Genomic DNA, 22,899 nt, shown 5'->3' on the forward strand with positions numbered 1-22,899 from the left:
TCAGCCCCTCGCGCGCTTGGCAGCACGGGCCTCTGCGCGGCGGACCGTTTTCTGGATCTCAGCCCAAAGCTCTGACTTGAGCCGGTTCAGCAGGGCCTCGCGCCCGCCATCCCATGCCGGGCGCACCATGGGGTGCGGCGCGTTGTGGATCGAGCCGAACTCTTCGAGGTGCGCCTGTGGCAGCGGACCGGCCCCAATGAATAGCTCGACGGAGGCCTTGTCGTCCTGGGTGGTCTTGCGATGCGCTCGGCGCTGGCGCGGCGAAAGCTGCGTCGACACCGCGAAGCTGTCCGCCAGGTCGCCCTGGTCACGCGACGCCCGGGAGGCCATGTCATCAGCCATGGGCTGCGCCGCCTTGCGCGCCCCGCGGCGCAGCGCGCCCTTGCCTGCGGAATTGCTGATCTTCTCGAGCTCCTTTTCCAGCTCGGCGAAGCCTTCGAGTTTCATGGTCACGCTCATGTCCGATCCGTCCTTGCAACAGTGGAGATCTCGAGCCAGCGGCGATTGCCGGCCAGCTCGCGCTTGCCGGTGATCTCGTGCAGCACGCCCTCGCAGATCAGCCGGTCCTTCGGGGCGACAATTTCCGACAGGCCCGAGCGACGCAGCACGAAGCGCGTGGTGATGGAGGATCCCACCTCGGAGGCCTGCCAGCGTTCACTGTCGCTCGCGTCGAGTTTGCGGGCACGTTGCGGCTGCCCGAGATCCTCCCAGGTCTGAACCTCCGAGATACCGTCATCCCCCGTCACCGCGCGGCGGAACTGCACGAGCCATTTCAGCTCACCTGCATGAGGCCCCGCCATCAGTTAAGATCCCGGTGACGGGAGAGCAGATCCCGCACCGCGCCGGGCATCGCCGCCGAGCGGTCGTCGTACCAAGTCGCCACCAGAAGCTTGACCGCGAGGATGCAATCGGCAGGCCACGCGCCGGGCAGCTCGGCATCTAGGTCGCGACGCGTATGCGCCCGCACATAGTCCTCGGCGGCGCCCTGCAGGTCTTCCAGCAGTGCGTCGTCGTCCTCGAAGCCGACCGCTTGGCAGAACCGCTTGAGCTCCTCGAGGCCAAGCTGGCTCACGCCTTGTCCGCCTTTCCGGCAGCGGGCGCCTTGGCCTTGGCAGCATCATTCCGCGCGAGGCGCTCCGCAACTTCCTGTTCCAGGATCGCCGCGCGCTCGGCCAGCGCAGGCGCGATACCGCGCCCGTCGCTGGTGGCGGCCTGCATGGCCCGCTGCAGAGCCGCCGGGTCTGCCCCTGCCACGTCTAGATCGGCCTTCGTGAGCTTCTCGGCCATGCCGCGCTTTAGCAGCGCGTTGGCCACGGCAGCATGGCGGCTGTCCTTCATGTCGAAGGCATAGGGCGTCGCCGCCTGTAGCCGTCCGATGGCGGTGGTCTGGGTTCGCTTGAGTCTCAGCAGCATGGGAGTGCCCTTCATGAGGATGGATCATCGGGCGGGCGGCTTCGCGCGCCCGCCCCGTTCGGATCAGACGAAGATGAAGTCGCCGGTCACCAGTGCGGCGGGGCGCTTGGTGGCCATAGCGAGTCGCTTGGACGCCTTCATGGTCTTCATGCCCTCCACGAAGTTGTCGCCATGTTCGCTCGAGATCAGCACCTCGGCGGCCTTCCGGTCATAGAGCGTCGCCGCCATGCTGAAGTTGCCGGCCATCCATTCCCCCGCCGAATGCGACAAGGTCGGCACCACATCCGCGCCCCAGAGCATGGGAGTCTTGAGCGTGTTCGGATCGCCGAACACGTAGCGGCCCTGCGTGTCCTTCAGCAGCTCGATGGCCGCCCAGTCGATCGGGTTGAGCGTGATCCCGGTGGCGGCGTAGTTGGCCAGCGCAAGCTGCAGCAGGCCAAGGCGCAGACGGTCGATCCGCGTGGCGTTGGGCAGGCCCGCCGCCGCCGCAAAAGCCGTGGCCTCGGTGATGAGGCCCGACAAGTTCTGCCCGGTGCCGTCGCCCGAGAGGATCTGGTTTTCCTCCTCGAGGTCGAGGCCATAGCGCATCTCACCGTCGATGGCCGCCTGCAGCTGGCCCGCATCCTCCAGCGCCTCGTCCGAGATGTGCGTCACATGCGCGATCTTACGCACGTTGGTCTCGGCCTGCGTCCAGCCGTAGGAGGATTCCGGCGCCGCCGCCCCTTCCGCCACCGGCGCGGCAGCGTTGGTGCGCAGGGTTTGGCGGGCAAATTTCACCACGTCGCTGTCAGTCGTCGCCTGGAACAGCAACGCCCGGATCGGCAGGCGCTGGCGCGGCATGTTGGTGGGCGTGCGGTCTTCGGTCGGCCAGATCAGCCCACCCGCCGAGCCGGTGGCCGAGGTGATCGCCGCGCTGGGTTTCAGGATCAGGTTGCCGGACAGCCCGCCCTTCACCCACGCCTTGAGCTCATCGCTTTCGGCGATCTCGCGGCCCACGCTCATCTCGGGCGCGCCGCGCCCCCGGTCACCCTGCGCCACGGTCTGCTCGATGTCGAGGCTGCGCGTCTCGAGCGCCTCGAGCTTGCCCTCGAGCTTCGAGAGCGCGCCCGACAAGCCGTTGTACTCGGCAAGCGCCTTGTCGGCGAGCCGCCTTGGTCTCGGCATTGAGATCGCCGACCCGATTGGCCTGCTTGAGCGCTTCCTCGGCGGTCTGGCGCACATCTGAGCCCACGCGCTCGAGCTCGGATTTCACCTCACCGAGCAGCTTCTCGACGTTGCCCGCCGCATCCATGCGCGGGGTGCCGATCACGGCGGTGGGCGCGTGCGCCATCATTGCGGCCAGCGAAGCTGCCGATGCGATCATCTTGGTCATGTAAGGTATCCTCAGATGGATTTTGCGGTTTGCAGCAGCCCGGCGAGCTCCTGCAGGACATCGGCGGCACCGGGCCGCACGTCATCGGCAGCGCCGGGCATGCCGGATTTCAGCTCGCGCAGGATGCTGCGCGAGGCGGAATTGGTCAGGCCCGCGCGGCGGGCCATCAGGTCGAACTTGCGCTCGGCCCGCAGCGACGCCCGGGCTGCATCACCCGCCCCGCTGTCGACCAGGTCGGACGGCAGGTAATCGTCGGCAAAGCCCTGCTCGATGGCTGCGGCGCCGCCGATCCATGTCTCGCGGTCAAGCATTCCCGCCACCGTCGCCGCATCGAGGCCCGAGCGCGCTGCGTAGATCTCGGCCGAGGTGCCGTCGAACGGCTCGAGCCAATCGGCCACCTCGCGCATGGAGTGGCGATCACCGGCGGCCATGATCCAGGTGTTGTGGATCATCAGGAAGCCTGCACGTGCGATGCGCACTTCGTCGCCGGCCATGGCGATGACCGACGCGGCGCTGGCCGCGATCCCGAGCACGTTCACGGTGATCTTCTGCCTGTGCTCGCGCAGCAGGTTGTAGATCGCCAGACCCTCGAAGAAGTCGCCGCCGGGCGAGTTGATGTTCACCACCACCTCGCGGTCCCCGATCGAGCGCAGCGCGCCGGCGACCCGCCGCGCGGTCACCCCGTCGCCCCACATGTCGGCGCCGATCGGATCGAGCACCGAGATCGTGGCCGCGTCCTCTTCCACCGATGCCCGCAGGTCCGGCGCCCAGCGGTCGAGCGCCCGGGGCGAGATGTCGCTTTGCACGCCGGGCCGGGTGCTGGCCAGCGCCTTCGGCAGATTCCGAATGGTCATGCCTTGTCCTTTCCCAAAAGATCGAGCGGCGCCGTCGCGACCTGCGCACGCAGCTCGTCGGCGGCCCCGCCCCGACGCTGCAGGTTCAGCTTGTCGCGGCCCTCGTCGCTCGACATGATCCCGGCCGCGACCATCCGCGACAGGAAGTTGCCCTTGGCGTTGCTGTCCATCTGCAGCATTGCCTCGCGGTTCCATTCCGCGAACCACTTGCCCCGGCGGTTGGCCGGGATGATCTCCTTGCCGATCCGCGCCTCGATCCGGCGCAGCAGTGGGTTGATGCCCATGCGCAGCCACGCCAGCATGATCGCCTCGACGCCGGTGCCCCACATGGTCTGGCCCTGCCCCGCGTGGCCGATCACCACCGGCGGGGTGCCGAACCAGCGGCAGACGTCCTCGACCGCGAAGCGCCGGGTTTCCAGCAGCTGCGCGTCCTCGGGGTTCATGGTGGCACCGTTGAACTTCAACCCCGCCTCGAGGATCAGGGTCTTGCCCGCCTTGGAGCTGCCCGAGAACCCCTCGAGGTAGCTTTGCAGCTGTGCCCGCTGCTCGGGCGTCAGTTCCTGGTCGGACTCAAGAAAGCCCCCGGCGGTCATGCCGTTGGCAAAGACCTTGGCGGCGACCTCGTCGGCGGCGATGGCCGAGCCGAGGCTTTGGCGCCCGAAGTTTATGGCGCTCATCCCGAGGCCGTCACCGCCGCCGAAACCGCGGATGTGCAGCACCTTCTCGGGCGGCAGAATGTATCGCTGGCCGTCCTCGTAGAACTGGTAATCGAAGAGCCCGTCGCTGCGGCGCTTCAGAGTCACTGACAATAGCGGCCGCAACCCGACGATCCGCTGCCCGATCATAAGCTTCTCGGCATAGGCATTGCCCTGCAGCAGCAGGTGCGCCGCCGCCGTTTCCCAGAACTCGAGCGCGGTCTGCACCCGGTTCGGGTTGGCGGTCAGCACCTCGGACACGTCCGGCTCGATCTTCTTGCGCGAGCCGTTGTCCTGACGCTCGTAGATCGCCACCGGCAGCGCGCCTATCAGCTCGGAGTTGCCCTTTACACACGCCCAGGCCGCTGAGATCGACAGCGCCGAGGTGGCCGAGACCATGGCCCCGGCCTTGCTCATCCGACCTGATCCGCTCCAGGGGTCCGAGCCTGAAACCACCTCCCAGCCGCTTGACCCTGCCGACAGTTCCTGCCGCACCCCGCGCCAGGCACCACGGATCACCCGGCCTAGCATCACCACACCCCCACGGGGCTGGCGAGCATGCCGTCCAGCCGCTTGCGCTTAGGTCGCGCGGGATTGAGGCTCATCAGGTAGATGGCGTTGAAGCTTGCCATGAGCGGGTCGATCTTGCCCGCCCCCGATACCGCTTTCGTCACGATCACCGCGTTTCCCCTCGGTTCTGTCTTTGCGTTGCCGACGCACCAGGCCATTAGCGGCTGGCCGCAATGCACCAGCGATCCGTCGAAGAGCTTGCGCTCGGTGCCCTTGATCGCGCCGTTGAGCTTGTAGCCCTGGGTCACGCTCGCCATCGTCTCGGACGGGATCCCCGCCAGCTCGAGCCCATCGACGATGGCCGCCACACCTTCGGGGTCGAGCCCGACGCCGCCGCGCTCGGGCAGCAGCCCGGCCTCGTGCACCCGCGCCACCAGCGTGATCAGCTCGTCGAGATCCTGCGTCGGCTCGCTGCAGATGGTAAGCGTATCCTCAGCGGCGAGGTCGCGCAGCTTCTCGGCGATCTTCTTGCGCCGCTCCAGCGCCACCTCGTGAACCCAGGCCGAGCACCAGAGCAGCCAGCGCTTGGTGTCCCGGTCGCGCCCGAGGATCGCGAGACCAAGTAGGTCATCCATCCCGCCGCCGTCGATTCCTACCGTACAGACCTCGGCCCGCTCGAGCAGCTCGTCGAGATCGAGCGTTACGTCCGTGGCGTCGACCCAGTGGCTGGCCCCGATCCAGCCGCCCTTGTGGTGGCCAAGTCCAATCTGGATGTTGAGGTGCTGCGATGCCCATCGCGCGAACTCATCCTCGCCGCGCTCGAGCGCGTTGCCGAACTCCCCCACCAGGCGCTCGATCGTGATCGAGGCGCCGAGGTTTGGCAGCACCGCCGGCCAGAGCTTCGGCGACCGCCAGGGCTGTTCCTTGTCCGCCTGCAGCGCCTCCGGGAATTCGTAGAGGATTGGCAGCATTCGCACGTTCTCGGTGACCTCGCCGTCGCGCACCCGGCGGGCATACTCCAGCTCGGTCTTGAACACGCCCTGCGGCGGGATCTCGGATTGCGTGGTGATGATCACCAGCAGGCTTCGCGGGTTGGTGATCATCCCGCCCCTGATCTGGCCGATCACCCGCGTGGCGAAGTGGCGCTCGGCCATGACGTGTAGCTCGTCGAGGATCGCGAAGGCCGGGATCCCGCCGGTGGTCACCGCCGGGTCAAAGCTGGTCACCTTGCACTTGGCGTTGAGCGGTCGCCCGGTCTCGGGATCCGGGAAGATGTCGGTGATCTCCTTCTTGTGCTCGTTCACCTTGAAGCGCTTCCGGAGCCATTCGTCGGCGTCGATCATCCCCGACATCTGGCCAAAGCAAGTATCGGCCACCGACTGCGTGGGCCCCACCACCACACCCTTGATGTTGGGCGTGGTGTTCATCTGCAGCGCGATGAGCCCGATGCAGGCCGCCAGCGTGGTCTTGGTGTTTTTCTTTGGGACCAGGCAGAAGATCTCGCCCACGCGCCGGGCCCCGTCGCTGCCGATCGACCCAAAGGCCGCGCGGACGATGTCGCGGGCCCAGTCCTCTGCCACCTCGCCCATGGTGGGCTGGCCCTCGATGTCGGGCACCACCAGCTTGTCGAAGAGCTCAACCGCGACCTCGGAAAGATCCGGGTCAAGCTCGAGCGGCGGAATCGGCGTCGCCCCGCGCTGGAGCTTTTCCCACCAGTCCGGGCAGGCTGCCCAAGAAAGATCGCTCATTGCGCTCGACCCTTGCCGCGGATCCGGTCGTAAAGCTCACCGTAACCCGCCGCCGGTTTCGCGGCATCGGCGAGGCGCTGTTCCTTTTTGCCACGGGGCGTGCCCTCGTTGGCCTCGTCGCCCTTAGGCGTCTGAGGTGCCGGCGGCGCAGTCCGATCCAACCGATCCTGTAGCGCCCGGATGCTCGGCGTGTGGCCCTCGCGCACCTTGCGCATCAGGACGTCGAGACACAGCCCCTCGAGGATCAGCGCGCCGCCGTGGAGCTCACGGGAAAAATGTTTCCGAAGCGTCTTCTCATCGCATCCGATGGCCTCGGCGATGGCCTTGTGCGACCAGTTCGCCGCCGCGCGAACCGCCACAAAGTCCTGATTTTCTGGGGTTTTTGCAAAGGATGGACGGCCCCGCCGATCCCGCAGCGGCAGGATCGGATTGCCGAAGAGGTCGCGCTCTTCCAAGCCCGGCGAATTTTCATCGCTCATGGGAAAAAATCTCCGAGTGTGGGGGGCGCTGGTTCCCTGAAGTTTCGCCTGGCGACTTTCGACCCACCCCCACCCGTAGCGTCGACAGGGGGGCGGTCAGTGCCGCCGGCGCTCGAGTCTCTGCTTTTCACTGTCGTGCCAGCGCTTGCTAACCGCCTGCAGGTTGCCCTCATCCCAGAACAGCACCGGGTTGCCTTTGTGCTCGCGCACATGGTCGATCACCGGGCTGTCGGGCGCTCCCGCCTTGCCGATCAACGGCACGCCGGTCTGCTCGCAGACATATCCTGCCCTCTTCAGCACCATAGAGCGCAGCGCATACCAGCGCTTGCTGCGATACCAAGAACGCCACGGCTTTACCCGGTCGCGCTCACGATCCTGCGCCCGAACATCGCCTGCCGCGGCACCGATCCTCGGTGCAGGCACTGCCAGCCGCCCGGGCATCGCCTTGAGCCGCCCCATCAGGCGCGCAACCGCAGGGAACGCTGCTCCAGCGCTGCGGTCAGGATCATTGACATGAGGGGGCCTCCAAACGCAAAGCGCCCGGGGCATCTCTGCTCCGGGCGCAATTCGGTTCGGGGACCAAATGTCAATACAACTACGGTTCAGTCAAGCCCTTTCTTCCACGGCTCCAGCGGCGGCATGGCATCGGTTACGCCAAACAGGTCCAGATCGCTCCCCCGAAGCCCGGACTGCACAGCCAGCAGCGCGCCCCACCAATCCAGCCAGGCGCGCCGGGCCGCGCCAACCTCTCTAGCTGAGGGAACGATACAAACTGGGGTCCACCGCACCTCGCGGCGAACGCGACCACGCCGAGCCGAACGATACTCAATGATATCCAACACCTCAGATTTCCCGAGACGACCGAACCTGTTGGTGCGCCCCCAGTTGCGAGGCACGAACCGTTGCGGCCCAAGATCCCACTGCGGAGCGCGCCCGGCCCGTGCCAGCTCGGCTACCTGCACGGCCAACCGCCATGGCACGGCATTGCGCAGGACGGTCGCCACCTGCTCGGCATCGTGATGCGGACCAGTCGAGCCGAAGGATCGATCGACCCGAACCCCTTCTCCATAGTGCTTGCCAAGGGCCAACTGCTCCGCAATTGCCGCCTCTGCCCCTCTGCCGCGGCCCTGGCCCCCTGAAGACGCGCCGATCTCATCCCGATCCAGCTGCGCCTTTTCGGTTCCGAAGGCCCAATCCAGCAGGATGCGAACACTGACCATCTCCCTGCCGTCCGCCGCCAGAGGCTGCCCACAGCGGCGACCGATCGTCGGGCCGCTCTGCAGTACCTCGACATAGTCCGTCCGGTATGCCTGCATCATGCCGCACGCCCCTCGTCTTGTTCCATGATTGCCCTCACCCGCCGCTCGGCGTTGTCCAGCCAGCGCAGCTTGGCTGCGTCCTGTTCATCCGGCACCCGGCCTTCCGCCACCAAAAGGCGCAAGTGCTCGTCGTCCCGCGTCCGGTCCCGGATCAGGCGCCGGTCACCATCGTTAAGCGGCGGGCGCTTGAACTTCTCGAAGAAGAGGAACTCGCGCACCAACACTCCCTCACGGTCCGCGCGCGGACCCTCGACGGACCGGAACCAGCTGACGAGGTTCGGCATCTCCTCAACCGGGCGCGGCTGCACGATTTCGGCCAGATGCAGGATCGTTCCGCGCACTGGGCCATTCGTTCCGCGCCTTGCCCTGCGCCTTGGATCGCAGCATGTCGCAGAGTGCGCCGAGCGAGAGGTCCGACATGTAGGTCAGGTCGTCGCTCAGGCGCACCAGCTCGTCCGCGTGGGCGCCCGCCTTCATGCCTTTCGGCCTGATCCAGCCCAGCTCCGCCAGCGGCTCCAGTACCAGCCTGCGCACCCGGCCCCTCTTTGTCTCCACCCCTGCTGTCATGGCCTTCCCCTCTTCCATGCCTTGCGACTTATCCACAGGCTGTCCGTTGATGTGTTGGGCGGCGCGATTTCATATCAATATCATTTCGTTTCTTCTCTTATGTCTGGAACTGTTCCACTTCTGTGCGGAACTGTTCCGATACTGTTCCATCTTCAAACGCGCCGATTTATCGTGTGATTTCAGTGGCCCCGCGCACGGTGACCCAGAACGCCATTTTCAATCGCCGCCTTCAGGGCGCGACCGATCGAGGCCTGAAACTGCGGCATCCGCCGCTGGCCGGGATGGTTCTTCATGAGCCACTCGTCGACCCAGGCCACGGCGACATCATCTGTCAGCAGGTCTTCGCTGCACCCGCAGGCCTTCAGGGTCTCCTTTAGACGCTTCTGCCTCTGCCAGATGGCCTTGTCCTCATTGCTGGCCTTGAGCTCCTTGTGCCCATCCAGGGCCAGCTGCATGACCTCGGTCACCACCGGATTGGCAAGCCGCACGAGCCCGTTGTCGCACTGGACCGGGTGCCAGTTGTACAGCGGGTTGAACCGCCGTTCGCGCAGTCCAATCCACTTCTCCAGTGAAAGCCCAAGCAGGAAGGCGAGCTCTTCGTCATCCTGCGGCAAGGTGCCGAGGGGCGTCTCGCCATGAGACTTGTAGATCAACTGCAGGCCAAAGAAGCCGACTTCGGGATCGCGGTAAGACAGCCGCCGGAACATACTCCGGTCATGCCTTTTGATGTTCCATTGCAGGAAGAAGTGGCTGTCGAGGCGCTCACAGGCGCTGATCGGATACTCCGGCAGCCCGCCAGCCTCGCAGGCCACAAGGGTCGGTCGCATGGTGTTCAAGCTACCATCCTTTCTGTCCAGTAGGTGCACATCGCCCGCTGCAACGCATCGCGCGCGCGGTCGAAGGCAAATTCGTCTGCGTCCAGCCGGGCGCTGATCACGTCCCCCACCGGCCCCATCAGCACCGCCAGCCGGTCCCCGACGGCCAGGCGCGGCAGACGCTCCAGCGCGACGGCAAGGGCAGCGATCTGCGAACCGCACAGAGACAAGCCGCCCCGATGCAAGGCGACTGCGGTGGCCGAGGCCACCAAGGCGGCGCGGGGGTTGAGATCACTCATGCGCCCTCCGCCATGCCGATGAACTCTTCGAGGTGTAGGGCCGCCTCGCGCAGGCTGTCCGGTGTCAGGTGAAGATCCGGCTGCGGCCCCGCCAGCGCGTCCGACGTGCCAAGGAAGCCGCAAACCAGCGGCCTCCGGCTGGCGCGCTCTTCCGGCGGCAGGGGGTCATAAAGCGCCCAGGTCGCGGCGCCGTCGACGACGCGCAGCAGCAAATCGAGGTGGCCGAAAGGCACGGTAGCCGACAGGGTCGGCACGATCTTCTGCGCCGCGCCACTCATGACCGCCACCACAAAGGAAAGAGGACCGCGCGAGACGCCGGGGCGGCAAGCCGGGAGGAGGAGGAGAGGCCCCCACCCTTGGCGACCGCGCGATCCAGTTGGCCGGGTGCACCCGGCTCAGGTTTCGCCACAGGCGTGGCGAAAGTGGCCGACAGCGCGCCCGTGCAGGCGCTCCAGCGGCAAAGGGTCCAACCGCGTGCGGCGCTCATCTCGGCACCCCCGCATGGCCAGCGTCCAGGCGAAGGCGACTGAGGCGCCCGCCAGCACGAGATCGAAGATCGAGTCCATCAGGATCCACCCGAACGGCCCCGGCGACCACAGTTGCACCACCTGCAACGCGATGTAGAGCGCCAGACCGATCCAGAGGTATGGCCGAGACCATGGATAGTGATAGGCAACGTGGAACAGGAAGAACGGCGCCAAGCCGTGGATCAGCGTGTTGCGCACCCACAGGCCCGCTTTCGACACCAGCATGTCGACCGAAGCCGACGAGACGTCCGACATCATCAGGGCCCAGACTTCACCTTGCAAAGACACGACGCGCCCCCGATACGATCCGACCCAGCACCGACCCGCGGGACTCGCCGCGGGTCATGACCTCCATCAGCTGGAACACCCCGACCCGGCAGCCGATCGCGAAGACCGCGTCGAAGGGTGCCGAGGTCTCGCCGCGCAGCCAGTTCAGCACCGCCCGGTCCGAGACATCGAGGAAAGCCGCCGCCGCCCGGGCCGTGGCCGCATCCGACCGCGCAGGGAAGGCCACGCGCAACAGGTCGGCAAAACGTTCGCGAGAGACCTCCTGAAGGCTCACCCGGTTGACCGGCGCGCAGGATGTTTCGGAATTCGGCGGTCCATCGACGCTTTCCTTCCAAGATGTTTCCGGGCGGCCTGTGCGAGGATGTGAGGACAGATCACGATGGAGTTTCGTCATGTCACTGCACCCTCGCCAGCAGCCTGGACCTATCCGCTTCGGTCTCACCCAGCTGCGGGGTCGCTGCATTGAAGCGCTTTCCGCGCTCGACCGTCACAGCTGCCTCGGCGCGCATTTGGTCCTCGATTTCATCGAGAACGGCATGAAAACGGGCCGTACCGGCGCGACGGCGAGCCGCGGCGCGGCGCACCGACCGGAAGCCTGCAATCGTCAAGCCAGCGAAGAGCAGGACCAGAGGGAGCAGCGAGGAATGCAGGCAGGAGGGCAGCATCATGCGGCGTCCCCCGCTTGGGCCTGCAGAAGGCCCCCGCTGCCTTCTGCAGGAGCATGCAGCTTTACGAGAAGTTCCGCAGTGACCGGTAGTGAACGCCTCTTGGCGCTCCTAATCAAAGCGAGGTGATACTTGGCCGGAATAGACCCAGTTTCCGCCCATTTGTTGACGCGATGGAGCGTGACGTTGAGCCCCGGGTGCACCATCGCAAGCTCCGCGACGATGTCGCGGCGACTTGGCCAAAGTGCGAGGAGTTCGCGGATCGTCTCGATGTTGCTCATAGACAGCATCTCTAATCGACGTTTCTTCGATCTGTCAACGCATGACGAAACGTCGATAGACGTTTTGTCGATGAATAGGCACTCCATACGACCAACTGGCAGAAGTGAGACCTATGGATAACCACAGCCCGTTCCATCCCGAAGCTGTAGGCGAACGCCTGGAGGCCCTGCGCGAATACAACGAGATGACCCGCGCCCAGTTCGCAACCAGCGTAGGCATCGACCCAACGAGCTACGGACGGATTGAAAAAGGTCAGAAACCCCTGAAGGCCGACATGGCTTATCGGATAGCGGAAAGGTGGGGTGTCAGCATGGATTTCCTTTACCGCGGTCGCCTGACCGAGATCCCGGCCAAGCTGGCCGACACCCTCATGCAGAACCTCACCAAGCGCCAAGAATAGGCGTTATCCACGGACACCGCGAACACGGCAGCAAATGCGAAGAGTATTCGCTCCTCAACATCGTATTGCATGACAGAATCATCCTTCGGGCAACTTTTATCGAAATCATCTAGGCTCAATATCCTCTACGCAATCGAAGTTTCTTCGATTCATTCTCTTGACTATCGACAAAACGTCGATCTATGTTTTCTGGCATCAATCCCATTCTGGGTTACTGCTGGAGACAAGAATGAAGCTTTCCCCCTACGCCCTCTCCGCCGTTATCGTCCCGAGCGATGGTCGCGCCCTGCCCGCCGCGGTCTGGGACGGCTGGCGCACCCTCAAAGCAGAACAGCTGCTTTCTGATGGCACTTCCGCCCGCATCGACCCCGATCGGGAATGCCGCCTCGCACAGATGCCCAGCCAACTGCCCGGCTCCAGCATGCGCCCCGCCGTCAATGACGACGAGGCGTTCATGCGGCGCCAGCGGAGGATCCGCGCCTATATCGACAGCCTCCGCTCCCCGCAGGGTGGCGCGGCATGACCACCTTCGACCCTGCCGCTCTGGGCCTGTTCGCCGCCGCCTGTGACCCGACCATCACCGAAACCCACTTCCGGGACACCGCAGCCTGCGGCCTGACGCACAGCTCCGTGACGGCGCTGACCGAGGTTTGCGACATCACGCCGACCGAGGCGCTGGCCGCGCTGATCGTCCGGGCCACGCGCGAGTTGCGCGCCGTCGACCCGATGCTGGGCGAGATGGTCGCACAGGCCGCTGTCGCCAGCGCCGCGGCCCGGACCACCGGAGACACGCCCCTGCTGCTGGCGCTGGTGGCGCAGCACGAAACCACCGCTTCGCCGGGCGCTGCGTGATGTGGGCGATATTCATCATCATGCGCGTCATCGCCGCCGGCGCGCTGCTGGCCGCGGCTTTCCTTGCCCTGCGGATTGCCGCGCTGGGCCCGGACCTCACGGCCAGCGATGCGATCCTCGGCACGGCCATCGTCGGATTACTGGTGGCCCTCACCGCCGCGCTCTGGAGCGTCCGCCCATGACGCCCGCCGTGATCCTCATGCAGGTTTCCGGCCTGCTGCTCTGCTTCCTCACGGCAGGCTGCGCCCATGCGTGGCGCGCGGCAGTCCGCAACGGGGACGTCGAGGGACGCCAGATCGCCGCTTTCACCGGGTCCGTTCTGGCCCTTTCCGCCCTCACGCTCTGGATTGCCACATGACGCGCACAGCCAGCCCTACTCACGGAACTGATGACAGCGCTCTGTGGCACGCCCGCGCGGCGGTGGCGGACGTGACGTCTCATGACGACGCAACCGTCGCCGCCGCATGCAGCGTGATCGAGAACAACAGCACCGACCCGGACGAACGGGACCGCGCCCGCGACCTGCGCGTCCTGATCGAAGGAGAGACCGCATGAGCCGAGTGCTGGATAACCTTCCGCCCGCGCAACAGGCGGGCATCCTTTGCGGACAGGATCCGTTCCGGATTTTTGCCGCATCCCGCTTGCAGATCCCCGGCGCCGTAACCGCCACCGCAGCGGCGGAATTCGTGCGCCAGGAATGTGGCGTAAGCAGCCGCGCCGAACTGGACCGCGACGGCGATGCTGCTGCGCGCTGGCAGGCGCTCCGCACCGAATACGACGCATGGCGCGGGCGCATCCCCTCGCCCCGTGAAAGGACGCAGCCATGACCCTGTCCGTGTTCTGGATGGTCGCCCATGCCGAGGCTGCGCGCCACGGCAAGAGCAACCCGAAGCGCGCCTACGTGACGAAGGCCTATGCCATCGAGGCCGCCGAGCAGCTGGCGGGCAAGAACGGCGCCGATTTCGCCGTCCTCGAGGTCGTGCACATCGCCCGCCCCACCGACGCACAAAGCCGGGGCCCCGGCTTCTTCGACAGGTAGCACCATGGTCGCCTTCATCACCGAGAAGCCCCAGATTGCCCGCGGGGACCTGATCCGCCTGCGCAACCCCCTGACCGGCGAATACCTTCACCTGTCGGGTGAAGGCGCTACGCGGACCACAAGGTGGTCATGGTGCGGCACCCGGGGCCGGGCAAAGACGCTGGAACAGCGCACCCGGGCCCGGCGCCAGCCTTGGCCGTGGCACGCCGAGCCGCAGCACCAGCAGGACACCAGCCGACCGCAGGAGATGTATCCATGAGCCAGCAAGCCACCCTCTCTATCATCGCCGCGGACGGGACAACCACAGGCCCAATGACCGAAGGCCAGTTCGCCGCAGCCGCGCGAAACATCAGGAAGGCGCCTCCGACGAAACAGACCGACGAAGACAGGGCCGTTTCGGACCGGGCCTACGGCATCGCCGCTGGCGAGCTGACGCAGTTCATCGAACGGGTCGAGCGCCTCGAAGAGGAAAAGAAGGAGGTCGCCGAGCAGATCAAGGAGGTCATGTCAGAGGCCAAGGGCCGCGGCTACGACACCAAGGTCATGCGCAAGCTGATCGCCCTGCGCAAGCGCGACGCCGACGACATCGCCGAAGAGGAGGCGGTGATGGAAATGTACAAAGCCGCGCTTGGGATGGCCTGAACCCACCTTTCGAGACTGAAACCTGACCCCATGCCGGGCCGTGGTGGCCCGCATCCCCTGCCCGCCGAAACTTCGGGCGTCGTTCACGGTGGGCAGGGGCACAAGATGGAGACGATGATGCGCGACACCTTCGACCCCTACAGAAAGCGTGGCAGCGCATGAGCGACGTCATGATGAAGGCGCTTCAGGTCCAGAACGAAAGCCTGATCTGTCAGGTCGAGCGGCTGGGGCCTGAGAATGAACGCGTCCGAAAACTGCTGACCGAATTCGACAACCGGCACAACGCAGACACCGCCCGCATAGCCGACCTAGAGCGCCAGCTTGCAGAGGCGCAGACGCACATACAGCAATTGACCGCAGCCGGTGACGCGATGGATGGCTGGACAAGCGACGCACACGAAGGCGCATCAATAGCGCCCAGTAGGTGGAGCGAGGCCTCTCGCTCCGCCCTCCACGCCCTCTCTAGGGAGACCCAGACATGAGGCCCGACAAGGACAACCTCCCCCGCACGCCCGAGGCATTGGTCAGCTTCCAGAGCGGCGACCGTCGCCGCACCTCGCGGACACTGAGACCCCGAGCCTACGGTTCCGCGGCGGTCCGCTGGGCAATCGTGATCATCGTGATTTCTGCCGCCTGTCTTACAGCTGTGAGGGTGTTCGAATGAGCCTCCAGCTGCGCGTCCTCATCGGCTGCGAGACCTCCGGCATCGCCCGCCGTGCATTTACAGCCCTTGGCCATGACGTCTGGTCCTGCGACATCGAGGCAGCCGAGGACGGTTCGAACCGGCACATCCGCTGCGACATCCGAGACGGCATCTTGCACGAGGGCTGGGATTTGCTCTGCGTGATGCACCCGCCGTGCACCCGGCTTTGCCGATCCGGTCGACGGTGGATGTCCGGGCCGGGCAAATGGACGCCGCCCAAGCGTCTGCCCAAGGGCCGCACCTGGGATGACATGAAGGCCGAGTTCAAGGAAGGCGTCGACATCTTCACCGCCTGCTGGTCCGCGCCCATCCCCCGCCGCGCAATCGAGAACCCCGAGATGAACGACCTCGCGCGGGACCGGATGCCAGACGATCTTCCCGCCCCTCAGATGGTGCAGCCGTTCTGGTTCGGAGAACCCGCCTACAAGGCGACCGGTTGGTATCTGGCCGGCCTGCCCGGGTTGGCCGAGACCGCACGCCTGCCCGAGCCCGACCACGGCAGCGACGAGTGGAAGCGCTGGAACCGCGTGCACCGCATGCCGCCCGGCCCCGATCGCGCCCGCCTTCGCAGCCGGTCCTTCCCCGGCATGATGACCGCCGCAGCCCAACAGTGGGGTGGCTACGCCCTCGCACAGGAGACAGCAGCATGACCACCGACACCAGCACCGAGGCCGTGAACCGGCTGGCGAGCGTTCTGGCCGCATGTGACAAGCCGGTTACGATGGGGGCGGTAGCGACCGACGTCGCCGTTACCCTTCGCGCCCTCGCCGCCGAGCGTGATGCGCTCCGGGCGAAACTGGACGAGGCACGAAACCAAGCACCGATGAACGTGATGACATCGAAACTGTTCGCGGACCTTAACATACTGCTAGCTCAGCACGCCGAAATGGGCGCTCGCGTCCAGATGCTGGAAGCCGAGAACGCGGCGCTGCGGGATGCGCTGGCCGCACAGAACAACGTCATCGACGGGTTGAAGGCGGAACTGGACGACGCGCGGGGCGTAATGACCGACGCCTATGAGATGGCAGCGGACCACAGGGCGGAGCCAGACCATGGGAACGTTCGCGGCTGGATAGAGGTGCATCTGCGCGAAACTCTCTCCAAGGAGGGCCGCGCCGATGGGTGATCTTGTCAACCTTCATGAGATGGGCCGCACTCCGCCAGCCCGGCGCGCTCTTGCACGGTATCTACGCGAGCTGGCCGAAGTGATCGAGGCTGACGAAGCGGAGACCGCGCCCAATGCTGCCGTGGTGATCCTGACGGGTCGGACGCAGCACGAGGTTCTGCACGTTGGGAACGATGAGGAGCCAGGCTTCATCCGGGGCGCACTTCTCGCAGCGCAGGCCGTCCACACGCCACACTATGACACCGCAGGCGGGAACATCCGCCTTCGCACCCATACCTATGCTAGCGGTCGCAGGGCGGCTGATCTGGTGACGTTGCAAAAGCGCGCCCCGCGCAATGGAGAGGATGGGTGATGCCCATCACCCTCGACTTTCCACCCCGCCTCATGCCTGCCCCACAGGCGGCGCATTACATCGGGGTCAGCGCCTCCACGCTTTACGGCCTGCCGATCCCGCGAAAGATCCTCGGGGGGAAACGGCTTTATGACAGGCGCGACCTTGACGCCTATGCGGATGGCCTTGCTATTGAGGGAGAAAGCGAAGTTATCAATGGCGGATGGTAAAGTGGTCCGATTGCATTTCCCCGGCCTGATCCCACGCCTGAAAGGCGGGCGAACAGTCGGCTGGCGCGTCAGGGTCAAAGGTGATGTAAACCGCAAGATCAGCCTGCCGGTCGGACCCGAACACGCGGACTTCCAACAGCACTACGCCGCCGCGCGCGCCGGGGAACGGCTGGACGCGCCGCCGGATCACGACCCCGGGACAATGGGCTGGCTCATGTCGGCATACCTCGATCACCTGACTGCCCAGGTCGACGCCGGGAACGCATCGCCCTTGACGCTCAAGGAGCGCCGCAGCCTGTCCAAATACGTGCTGGATCAGACCAGCTCACAGCGACGGTCGCGCGGGCAAACCTACGGCACCTTGCCCGTCACCATACCGCTTGAAGAACTCGAAGCATTCAAGGACCGCATGACGGCCAAGCCGGGCAAGGCCCGCAACGTCTGGAAGATGATGACCGCCGCCTATGACTTCGGAATGCGCCGGGGCCTCTGCCGGTCCAATCCGTTCCGCGCCGTGGCCAAGCCGGTCTATCGAAGCGCAGGCGGCGCAACCGCGTGGACGCTGGACGATCTGCGGAAATTCCGCGAGGCGCACCCGGCGGGATCGACGGCGCACACGGCCCTGACTCTCTTCATGTTCACGGCTTGCCGTATCGGGGATGTCTACTGGCTCGGACGGGCACAGGAAACCCGGTACAAGGGGCAGCTCTGGCTTGAATGGCAACCGTCCAAGAAAGGATCGCGGCCCGTGGCGATCCCGGTTCTGCCACCGCTCGAGTCCGCGATCCGGTCTCAAAAGGTCGTCGGCGACGCCTATCTGTTGCGGCAGGACGGCAAGCCCTTCGCCAGCGCCGAAGCGGTGCGGAACAAGATGCAGGACTGGACGGCTGCGGCGGGCCTGCAAAGCCGGACCTCGCATGGCATCCGCAAGGCTGCGGGGCACCTTCTGGCGCTCAATGGCGCGACGCAATACGAGATCATGGCGGTGCATGGCCATGCCCAGGCGTCGACCTCACAGGTCTACACCGAGTCAGTCGAACGGATGCGACTCGGAGAAATCGCGGTGTCAAAACTGGCGAACATGGACTGGTAAATGTGGACCACCATCATTCTGAAATGGTCCACATTTCTAAATTATCCAATAAATACAAGGGCAATTTACCCCCCTTGTAGTCCTGCCGGGCCTACCAATACGCCGGGTCCCTCCCGTCCGTGGATCGGCCCGGGCCGAAGGGCCACCCTGCCCCGCCGCTCCGGCCCTTGCCGCACATGGCCCGCCCCTACCCCTGACAGCCTGCCTCCGCCGCCCCCATTTCCGATGGGGGTTGCGCGGCTTCAATCGGTGCGGTCAATGCCATGGTCCCGGCAGATGCCATGCAACCGGCCTGCGCCCTGCCCGGACGATCCGGAAAACGAACCGGTCTTTCGGCGGCCCGTGATAGACAGCGCCAGTGGCACGGCGCTTGCCGAGGATGCCGCCCTGCACGCGGCCCGGACCCTGTGCTTTGGCGCGACACAGAGGGCGCTTTGCGACCGGGGCCGCTGGCGCCTTCGGCAGGCTCGCCAGCGGCCCCGGTCCGGGACCTGGCAGAGGCGGTCAGCCCGGGGCCTGGGTGTCCGCCCAGCTTGCAAAGATCTTCTCCAGCGCGACCACCACGTAATAGAGCACGATCCCCAACGCGGCGAGCGCGATCAGCACCGCGAACATCAGCGGATAGTCCGAGTTCGTCTTGGCACTGTCGAAGAGCGCGCCAAGCCCCCGCCCGTGCGGCGAGACGATCTCCATCAGGTTGGTGCCGATGAAGGCCAGCGTGACCGCCACCTTGAGCGCGCCGAAGAACTCGGGCAGCGTCTTGGGCAGGGCGATCTTCCAGAAAATCGTCGCCTGCGAGGCGCCGAGCGAACGCAGGATGTCGCGGTATTCCGGTTCCAGCGTCGACAGCCCGATCGAGATCGAGACCGCGATGGGAAAGAACGAGATCATGAAGGCGATCAGCACGGTATTGAAGTCATGCGCGCCCACGAACATCAGCGCCACGATGGGCACGACGGTGGCCTTGGGGATGGCGTTGAACCCCACCAGCAGCGGGTAGAGCGCATCGCGCATCAGCCGCGAGAAGCCCATGACCATGCCAAACCCCACGCCGACGACAACCGCCAGCAACAGGCCGACCACGGTCCGCCACAGCGTCTGCCAGCCCATGGTGATGAACAGCGACCAGTATTTCGCATAGGCCGGCGGAAGGTCCGAGGGCGAGGCCATGACGTAGTCCGGCCAGCCGTTGATCCGCACCAGCGCCTCCCAGAACAGCAGGAAGACCACGATGGCCCCCAGCGGTGCCAGCACCGCGCGCGAGGTCAGGGCCTTCAGCCAGCCACCCCGGGTGGCTGCTTTGGGGTTCATGTCGGGGACGTAGGCCATGGGGCTCTCCGGCTCGGTCTCGGGGCGCCGGAGCGCCGGTCTGTCTGGTGCCGCAACGAGGCGCGGCGCGGGATGGGGTCGTCGCTGCCGGGCACATCCGCGCCCCGGTTCCGGGGCCGCATGTGTGCCACGCGACGGTCGGCGGCGCGGCCTGCCTCAGGCGAGCCGCGCGGCCCTGCGCGACCTGGATCTGGTGGCGCAGGATGTTGAGCATCTCGAGCACTTCGGGCGTATACAGGTGCTCCAGATCACGCGGCCCGGTGTCCGGCACATCCAGCACGTATTGCGTGCGCGCCGGGCGCTGCGACAGAACCACCACCTGATCGGCAAGGAAGATCGACTCGCGCAGGTCGTGGGTGATCAGCACGCCGGTAAAGGGCTCTTCGGCCTTCACCTTGTGCATGGTCTGCCACAGGTCCTCGCGGGTGAAGGCATCCAGCGCGCCGAAAGGCTCGTCGAGGATCAGCACCTCGGGCTTGTGGACCAGCGCGCGGCACAGGCTGGCGCGCTGCCGCATGCCGCCGGACAGCTCCGAGGGCCGCTTGTCCTCGAAGCCCTCCAGACCCACCAGCGCCAGCAGGAAACGCGCGCGCTCTTCCTTCTGGGCCACTGGTCAGCGTGTTGGGCACGATTTCCAGCGGCAGGATCACGTTTTGCAGGATCGTCCGCCACTCCAGCATCACCGGGTTCTGGAAGGCCATGCCGACCGTGGGGCGCGGCCCCTTTACCGGCGTGCCGTGCAGCGTGACGGTGCCCTCGTCCGGGCGCATCAGGCCGGAAATCAGCTTGGTCAGCGTGGACTTGCCGCAGCCCGAGGGCCCGACGACGGCGACAAAGCCGCCCTCCTTCACGCTGACATCCAGCCCGTCCAGCACGGGCAACGGGCCGGACGGCGTCTTGTAGGCGTGCCGCACGCCCGCGATGTGGATCATCGATGTCATGAGATCGTTCCCTTCTAGCAGGCCGCGCAGAGGATCCCCGCGCGGCCCGTCCGTTTCACTTCAGCGCAAAGCCGCCCTCGGGCAGGTAGGCGTCGGTGAAATAGGTCGACATATCGCCCATCGACTGGAACGTGTAGATCGTGGCGATCTGGTCGAGCGCGCTGGCAAAGCGGTCCGCGTCGACCGGGCCAAAGCCGTTTTCCAGGGTGAAATCCGTCGCCACATTGGCCGCGATGGACAGTTCCAGACGGCGCTGCTCCAGCGCGGCATCGGCGGCGGGGTTGCGCTCGATCAGGCTGGGGATGGCGGCGGCGGGGTCGGCCACGGCATCGGCCCAGCCCTTGGCGACGGCAGAGAGGAACCCCTCGATCACTTCGGGGTTCGCGGCGGCGTATTCGGTGTTCACGATGATCGCGTTGCCGTAAAGATCGACGCCGTGATCGGCCATCAGCAGGGTCGTGATGTCCTCCTCCTCGATGCCCAGCCGCACGAGGTTCAGGTAGGACGAGAAGGAAAAGCCGGTGATCGCGGCGACGTTGCCCTGGGCCAGCATCGGCTCACGCGTGGGGAAGCCCACCGGCTCGACGGTGATGGCATCGGTGTCCAGGTCGTTCTCGGCGGCGAAGATCGGGAACTGCGCCCAAGCGCCATCGGGCGGCGGCGCGCCCAGCACCTTGCCCTCCAGGTCCTTCGGCGTCTCGACCCCCAGCGACTTGCGTCCGATCACCGCGAAGGGCGGCTTGTCGTAGATCATCATGGCCGCCTTGACCGGCGCATCGGGGTTCTGGTCGAGGAACTTGATCAGCGAGTTGATATCGGCAAAACCCACCGGAAAGGCCCCGGTCGCCACCTTCGGAATCGCATCGAGCGAGCCCGACCCGGCGCTGATCTCGACCGACAGGTCGGCCTCTTCGAAATAGCCCTTGTCGATGGCGACGAAATAGGGCGCGGCGGGGCCTTCGAATTTCCAGTCCAGGGCAAAGGGCACATCGGTCTGCGCCCAGGCCGAACCGGCCAGCAACAGGCCAGCGGCGGCGGCGGCGATCTTTGGGTAAATCACGGGGGTCTCTCCTCGGTCAGATCATTCCCTGTCCGGGTCAGGGTAAGCGACCCCCGGGCCGGTCCGTTAGCAATTCCGGGCAAATCTGCCGAGTTTTTTGTCGTTTTCTCGGGCACTATGGCCAGAAGCGCCGAAAAAGCAGGCGCCGACGGGGGCAATCTCCCCGATATCCAGCCCTGCCCCGCAGATGGCGGCCCCGCCGCGCGCCCCTGCGCAGCCCGCTGTCCCGGGGAAGACCCGCGCCACCCTCCGCCGCCCGATCCGGCAGGCCGGAGTGACGCCACCCGCGTCCTCCCGAGCGCGAGGCCGCCGATCCTCGGCGCGCACCTCGGGCAGCATGCCGGGGAGACCTTGCCAGAAACCCTGCCTGCGCCCTCGTCGCATTCCTGCGACCCCGCCGCCGATCCCCGCAGCGCGGCAATGGAAAAGCCCCGGCCTGCGGGACCGGGGCTTTCCATACTCTCGGCCTGCGGCATCACCCGGCGGCGGCAACCGCCCGCTTGGTCATGACCGACACCAGATGCGCGCGATAGGCGGCCGTGCCGTGCAGGTCAGAGATCATGTCGTCCGCCGGCACCGACAGCCCGTCCAGCGCCGAGGCCGAGAAGCTGCCCGCCAGCGCCTCTTCGGCGGCCCCCCAGCGATGCACGCCGTCGTTCGACGCGCCGGTCACGGCGACCCGCACGCCCGAAGACCCGCGCGACACGAAGACCCCCACCAGCGCAAAGCGCGAGGCGGGCTGTTCGAACTTCACATAGGCCGCGGCCTCCGGGATCGGGAACTTCACCGCCGTCACGATCTCGCCCTCTTCCAGCGCGGTCGTGAACATGCCCTGAAAGAAGTCGTCCGCCGCGATCTCGCGGGTGTTGGTCACGATGGTCGCGCCCGATCCCAGCGCCGCCGCCGGGTAGCAGGCCGAGGGGTCGTTGTTGGCGATCGAGCCGCCAATGGTGCCGCGATTGCGCACCGCCGGATCGCCGATATTGCCGGCCAGCGCCGCCAGCGCCAGGTAATGCGCCGCCGCCTCGCGCGCCACCGTGGCATGGGTGGTGCCGCCGCCCAGGGTCAGCACGCCCGCCTCGGCACTCACCCCCTTCATCTCGTCGATGGCCGAAAGGCTCACCAGCACGGACGGCATCGCCAGCCGCTGCTTCAGCGTCGGGATCAGCGTCTGACCGCCGCCCAGAGCCTGCGCATCCTCCTGCTGCAGCGCCGCGACCGCATCGGCCACCGTCTTCGGGCGCACCATATCGAATGAATACATCGTTTTTCCTCCTGGGACCGCGAAGACCCTCTGTTTCTTCTTGGTCCAAATACCCT

40 protein-coding genes and 1 pseudogene are annotated in these 22,899 nt (G+C 66.1%); 16 read left to right on the forward strand and 25 right to left on the reverse strand.

The annotated features are described in order from the left end of the window. The 21 genes from ABFB10_RS19560 to ABFB10_RS19660 form a co-directional block, all read right to left on the reverse strand. On the reverse strand, nucleotides 1-459 hold the full coding sequence (locus tag ABFB10_RS19560) for an HK97-gp10 family putative phage morphogenesis protein (RefSeq protein ID WP_347167774.1): 459 nt from the start codon (nucleotides 457-459) through the stop codon (nucleotides 1-3). Then, nucleotides 456-800 (reverse strand): phage head completion protein, encoded by a 345-nt coding sequence (locus ABFB10_RS19565; RefSeq protein ID WP_347167775.1) that lies wholly within the window; start codon nucleotides 798-800, stop codon nucleotides 456-458. The genes ABFB10_RS19560 and ABFB10_RS19565 overlap by 4 nt, the downstream gene beginning before the upstream one ends. Beyond that, nucleotides 800-1,072, reverse strand: a complete 273-nt coding sequence (locus ABFB10_RS19570; protein ID WP_347167776.1) for a head-tail connector protein — start codon at nucleotides 1,070-1,072, stop codon at nucleotides 800-802. Before ABFB10_RS19570 ends, ABFB10_RS19565 begins: the two co-directional genes overlap by 1 nt. Then, the gene (locus tag ABFB10_RS19575) at nucleotides 1,069-1,413 is read right to left on the reverse strand and encodes a hypothetical protein (RefSeq protein WP_347167777.1); all 345 of its coding nucleotides are present in this window, start codon (nucleotides 1,411-1,413) and stop codon (nucleotides 1,069-1,071) included. The genes ABFB10_RS19570 and ABFB10_RS19575 overlap by 4 nt, the downstream gene beginning before the upstream one ends. A gap of 63 nt (nucleotides 1,414-1,476) precedes the next feature. Continuing rightward, a complete protein-coding gene (locus tag ABFB10_RS19580) occupies nucleotides 1,477-2,526 on the reverse strand; it encodes a phage major capsid protein (RefSeq protein ID WP_347167778.1) in 1,050 nt (349 codons plus the stop codon). Beyond that, on the reverse strand, nucleotides 2,438-2,785 hold the full coding sequence (locus ABFB10_RS19585; RefSeq protein ID WP_347167779.1) for a hypothetical protein: 348 nt from the start codon (nucleotides 2,783-2,785) through the stop codon (nucleotides 2,438-2,440). Before ABFB10_RS19585 ends, ABFB10_RS19580 begins: the two co-directional genes overlap by 89 nt. An 11-nt stretch (nucleotides 2,786-2,796) precedes the next feature. After that, a complete protein-coding gene (locus tag ABFB10_RS19590; protein WP_347167780.1) occupies nucleotides 2,797-3,639 on the reverse strand; it encodes a head maturation protease, ClpP-related in 843 nt (280 codons plus the stop codon). Then, the gene (locus tag ABFB10_RS19595; protein ID WP_347167781.1) at nucleotides 3,636-4,751 is read right to left on the reverse strand and encodes a phage portal protein; all 1,116 of its coding nucleotides are present in this window, start codon (nucleotides 4,749-4,751) and stop codon (nucleotides 3,636-3,638) included. Before ABFB10_RS19595 ends, ABFB10_RS19590 begins: the two co-directional genes overlap by 4 nt. A gap of 113 nt (nucleotides 4,752-4,864) precedes the next feature. After that, nucleotides 4,865-6,592 carry a terminase large subunit gene (locus ABFB10_RS19600; protein ID WP_347167782.1) on the reverse strand — a complete coding sequence of 576 codons (1,728 nt, stop codon included), beginning with the start codon at nucleotides 6,590-6,592 and terminating at the stop codon, nucleotides 4,865-4,867. Beyond that, on the reverse strand, nucleotides 6,589-7,071 hold the full coding sequence (locus ABFB10_RS19605; RefSeq protein ID WP_347167783.1) for a hypothetical protein: 483 nt from the start codon (nucleotides 7,069-7,071) through the stop codon (nucleotides 6,589-6,591). Before ABFB10_RS19605 ends, ABFB10_RS19600 begins: the two co-directional genes overlap by 4 nt. 96 nt (nucleotides 7,072-7,167) lie before the next feature. Next, on the reverse strand, nucleotides 7,168-7,530 hold the full coding sequence (locus ABFB10_RS19610) for an HNH endonuclease (RefSeq protein ID WP_347167784.1): 363 nt from the start codon (nucleotides 7,528-7,530) through the stop codon (nucleotides 7,168-7,170). 143 nt (nucleotides 7,531-7,673) lie between these two features. Then, nucleotides 7,674-8,390, reverse strand: a complete 717-nt coding sequence (locus ABFB10_RS19615; protein WP_347167785.1) for a hypothetical protein — start codon at nucleotides 8,388-8,390, stop codon at nucleotides 7,674-7,676. After that, nucleotides 8,387-8,731 (reverse strand): hypothetical protein, encoded by a 345-nt coding sequence (locus ABFB10_RS19620; protein ID WP_347167786.1) that lies wholly within the window; start codon nucleotides 8,729-8,731, stop codon nucleotides 8,387-8,389. The genes ABFB10_RS19615 and ABFB10_RS19620 overlap by 4 nt, the downstream gene beginning before the upstream one ends. Then, nucleotides 8,679-8,957 carry a hypothetical protein gene (locus ABFB10_RS19625; RefSeq protein ID WP_347167787.1) on the reverse strand — a complete coding sequence of 93 codons (279 nt, stop codon included), beginning with the start codon at nucleotides 8,955-8,957 and terminating at the stop codon, nucleotides 8,679-8,681. The genes ABFB10_RS19620 and ABFB10_RS19625 overlap by 53 nt, the downstream gene beginning before the upstream one ends. 179 nt (nucleotides 8,958-9,136) lie before the next feature. Next, the gene (locus ABFB10_RS19630; protein ID WP_347168073.1) at nucleotides 9,137-9,784 is read right to left on the reverse strand and encodes a hypothetical protein; all 648 of its coding nucleotides are present in this window, start codon (nucleotides 9,782-9,784) and stop codon (nucleotides 9,137-9,139) included. Between the two features lie 5 nt (nucleotides 9,785-9,789). Then, the gene (locus ABFB10_RS19635; protein ID WP_347167788.1) at nucleotides 9,790-10,071 is read right to left on the reverse strand and encodes a hypothetical protein; all 282 of its coding nucleotides are present in this window, start codon (nucleotides 10,069-10,071) and stop codon (nucleotides 9,790-9,792) included. Next, nucleotides 10,068-10,349: a hypothetical protein gene (locus ABFB10_RS19640; RefSeq protein ID WP_347167789.1), complete on the reverse strand. Its 282-nt coding sequence runs from the start codon at nucleotides 10,347-10,349 to the stop codon at nucleotides 10,068-10,070. Before ABFB10_RS19640 ends, ABFB10_RS19635 begins: the two co-directional genes overlap by 4 nt. 117 nt (nucleotides 10,350-10,466) lie before the next feature. Next, entirely contained in the window at nucleotides 10,467-10,886 is a 420-nt protein-coding gene (locus ABFB10_RS19645; RefSeq protein WP_347167790.1) for a hypothetical protein, read from the reverse strand. Continuing rightward, nucleotides 10,870-11,280, reverse strand: coding sequence for a hypothetical protein (locus ABFB10_RS19650; protein ID WP_347167791.1), 411 nt, complete (start codon nucleotides 11,278-11,280; stop codon nucleotides 10,870-10,872). Before ABFB10_RS19650 ends, ABFB10_RS19645 begins: the two co-directional genes overlap by 17 nt. Nucleotide 11,281: 1 nt before the next feature. After that, complete coding sequence (locus tag ABFB10_RS19655) at nucleotides 11,282-11,554, reverse strand: hypothetical protein (RefSeq protein WP_347167792.1); 273 nt, start codon at nucleotides 11,552-11,554, stop codon at nucleotides 11,282-11,284. Further along, nucleotides 11,551-11,832 (reverse strand): hypothetical protein, encoded by a 282-nt coding sequence (locus tag ABFB10_RS19660; RefSeq protein WP_347167794.1) that lies wholly within the window; start codon nucleotides 11,830-11,832, stop codon nucleotides 11,551-11,553. Before ABFB10_RS19660 ends, ABFB10_RS19655 begins: the two co-directional genes overlap by 4 nt. 113 nt (nucleotides 11,833-11,945) lie before the next feature. Between ABFB10_RS19660 and ABFB10_RS19665 the strand changes: the two genes are divergently transcribed. The 16 genes from ABFB10_RS19665 to ABFB10_RS19740 all read left to right on the forward strand — a co-directional run bounded on the left by ABFB10_RS19665 (nucleotide 11,946) and on the right by ABFB10_RS19740 (nucleotide 18,249). Continuing rightward, nucleotides 11,946-12,233, forward strand: a complete 288-nt coding sequence (locus ABFB10_RS19665; RefSeq protein WP_347167796.1) for a helix-turn-helix domain-containing protein — start codon at nucleotides 11,946-11,948, stop codon at nucleotides 12,231-12,233. 229 nt (nucleotides 12,234-12,462) lie between these two features. Further along, entirely contained in the window at nucleotides 12,463-12,756 is a 294-nt protein-coding gene (locus ABFB10_RS19670) for a hypothetical protein (RefSeq protein ID WP_347167798.1), read from the forward strand. Further along, a complete protein-coding gene (locus tag ABFB10_RS19675) occupies nucleotides 12,753-13,085 on the forward strand; it encodes a hypothetical protein (RefSeq protein ID WP_347167799.1) in 333 nt (110 codons plus the stop codon). The genes ABFB10_RS19670 and ABFB10_RS19675 overlap by 4 nt, the downstream gene beginning before the upstream one ends. Continuing rightward, the gene (locus ABFB10_RS19680) at nucleotides 13,085-13,267 is read left to right on the forward strand and encodes a hypothetical protein (RefSeq protein ID WP_347167800.1); all 183 of its coding nucleotides are present in this window, start codon (nucleotides 13,085-13,087) and stop codon (nucleotides 13,265-13,267) included. The genes ABFB10_RS19675 and ABFB10_RS19680 overlap by 1 nt, the downstream gene beginning before the upstream one ends. Further along, complete coding sequence (locus ABFB10_RS19685; RefSeq protein ID WP_347167801.1) at nucleotides 13,264-13,443, forward strand: hypothetical protein; 180 nt, start codon at nucleotides 13,264-13,266, stop codon at nucleotides 13,441-13,443. The genes ABFB10_RS19680 and ABFB10_RS19685 overlap by 4 nt, the downstream gene beginning before the upstream one ends. Then, nucleotides 13,440-13,640, forward strand: a complete 201-nt coding sequence (locus tag ABFB10_RS19690) for a hypothetical protein (protein WP_347167802.1) — start codon at nucleotides 13,440-13,442, stop codon at nucleotides 13,638-13,640. Before ABFB10_RS19685 ends, ABFB10_RS19690 begins: the two co-directional genes overlap by 4 nt. Then, complete coding sequence (locus ABFB10_RS19695; RefSeq protein ID WP_347167803.1) at nucleotides 13,637-13,912, forward strand: hypothetical protein; 276 nt, start codon at nucleotides 13,637-13,639, stop codon at nucleotides 13,910-13,912. Before ABFB10_RS19690 ends, ABFB10_RS19695 begins: the two co-directional genes overlap by 4 nt. Further along, nucleotides 13,909-14,124, forward strand: a complete 216-nt coding sequence (locus ABFB10_RS19700; RefSeq protein WP_347167804.1) for a hypothetical protein — start codon at nucleotides 13,909-13,911, stop codon at nucleotides 14,122-14,124. The genes ABFB10_RS19695 and ABFB10_RS19700 overlap by 4 nt, the downstream gene beginning before the upstream one ends. A 4-nt stretch (nucleotides 14,125-14,128) precedes the next feature. Then, entirely contained in the window at nucleotides 14,129-14,383 is a 255-nt protein-coding gene (locus tag ABFB10_RS19705) for a hypothetical protein (RefSeq protein ID WP_347167806.1), read from the forward strand. Nucleotides 14,384-14,436: 53 nt separating this feature from the next. Continuing rightward, the gene (locus ABFB10_RS19710; RefSeq protein WP_347168074.1) at nucleotides 14,437-14,766 is read left to right on the forward strand and encodes a DUF2312 domain-containing protein; all 330 of its coding nucleotides are present in this window, start codon (nucleotides 14,437-14,439) and stop codon (nucleotides 14,764-14,766) included. Nucleotides 14,767-14,924: 158 nt separating this feature from the next. Next, the gene (locus tag ABFB10_RS19715) at nucleotides 14,925-15,248 is read left to right on the forward strand and encodes a hypothetical protein (RefSeq protein ID WP_347167808.1); all 324 of its coding nucleotides are present in this window, start codon (nucleotides 14,925-14,927) and stop codon (nucleotides 15,246-15,248) included. A 178-nt stretch (nucleotides 15,249-15,426) separates the two neighbouring features. Then, nucleotides 15,427-16,119: a hypothetical protein gene (locus tag ABFB10_RS19720; RefSeq protein WP_347167809.1), complete on the forward strand. Its 693-nt coding sequence runs from the start codon at nucleotides 15,427-15,429 to the stop codon at nucleotides 16,117-16,119. Further along, nucleotides 16,116-16,595 (forward strand): hypothetical protein, encoded by a 480-nt coding sequence (locus tag ABFB10_RS19725; RefSeq protein ID WP_347167810.1) that lies wholly within the window; start codon nucleotides 16,116-16,118, stop codon nucleotides 16,593-16,595. The genes ABFB10_RS19720 and ABFB10_RS19725 overlap by 4 nt, the downstream gene beginning before the upstream one ends. After that, nucleotides 16,588-16,947 carry a hypothetical protein gene (locus ABFB10_RS19730; RefSeq protein WP_347167811.1) on the forward strand — a complete coding sequence of 120 codons (360 nt, stop codon included), beginning with the start codon at nucleotides 16,588-16,590 and terminating at the stop codon, nucleotides 16,945-16,947. Before ABFB10_RS19725 ends, ABFB10_RS19730 begins: the two co-directional genes overlap by 8 nt. Next, the gene (locus ABFB10_RS19735; protein WP_347167813.1) at nucleotides 16,947-17,156 is read left to right on the forward strand and encodes a helix-turn-helix transcriptional regulator; all 210 of its coding nucleotides are present in this window, start codon (nucleotides 16,947-16,949) and stop codon (nucleotides 17,154-17,156) included. Before ABFB10_RS19730 ends, ABFB10_RS19735 begins: the two co-directional genes overlap by 1 nt. Further along, complete coding sequence (locus tag ABFB10_RS19740; RefSeq protein ID WP_347167814.1) at nucleotides 17,143-18,249, forward strand: tyrosine-type recombinase/integrase; 1,107 nt, start codon at nucleotides 17,143-17,145, stop codon at nucleotides 18,247-18,249. The genes ABFB10_RS19735 and ABFB10_RS19740 overlap by 14 nt, the downstream gene beginning before the upstream one ends. A 504-nt stretch (nucleotides 18,250-18,753) precedes the next feature. Here ABFB10_RS19740 and ABFB10_RS19745 read toward each other — a convergent pair. The 4 genes and pseudogenes from ABFB10_RS19745 to ABFB10_RS19760 all read right to left on the reverse strand — a co-directional run bounded on the left by ABFB10_RS19745 (nucleotide 18,754) and on the right by ABFB10_RS19760 (nucleotide 22,843). Further along, nucleotides 18,754-19,578 (reverse strand): ABC transporter permease, encoded by an 825-nt coding sequence (locus tag ABFB10_RS19745; protein ID WP_347167816.1) that lies wholly within the window; start codon nucleotides 19,576-19,578, stop codon nucleotides 18,754-18,756. A 169-nt stretch (nucleotides 19,579-19,747) separates the two neighbouring features. After that, nucleotides 19,748-20,519: pseudogene (locus ABFB10_RS19750) on the reverse strand (ABC transporter ATP-binding protein); the annotation flags it as partial. Between the two features lie 55 nt (nucleotides 20,520-20,574). Beyond that, on the reverse strand, nucleotides 20,575-21,579 hold the full coding sequence (locus ABFB10_RS19755) for an ABC transporter substrate-binding protein (RefSeq protein WP_418594075.1): 1,005 nt from the start codon (nucleotides 21,577-21,579) through the stop codon (nucleotides 20,575-20,577). 475 nt (nucleotides 21,580-22,054) lie between these two features. After that, the gene (locus ABFB10_RS19760) at nucleotides 22,055-22,843 is read right to left on the reverse strand and encodes an FAD binding domain-containing protein (RefSeq protein WP_347167818.1); all 789 of its coding nucleotides are present in this window, start codon (nucleotides 22,841-22,843) and stop codon (nucleotides 22,055-22,057) included. Nucleotides 22,844-22,899: the final 56 nt, after the last annotated feature.

The sequence above is a fragment of the Ponticoccus litoralis genome (genome assembly GCF_039769985.1).
Lineage (GTDB): Bacteria > Pseudomonadota > Alphaproteobacteria > Rhodobacterales > Rhodobacteraceae > Ponticoccus > Ponticoccus litoralis.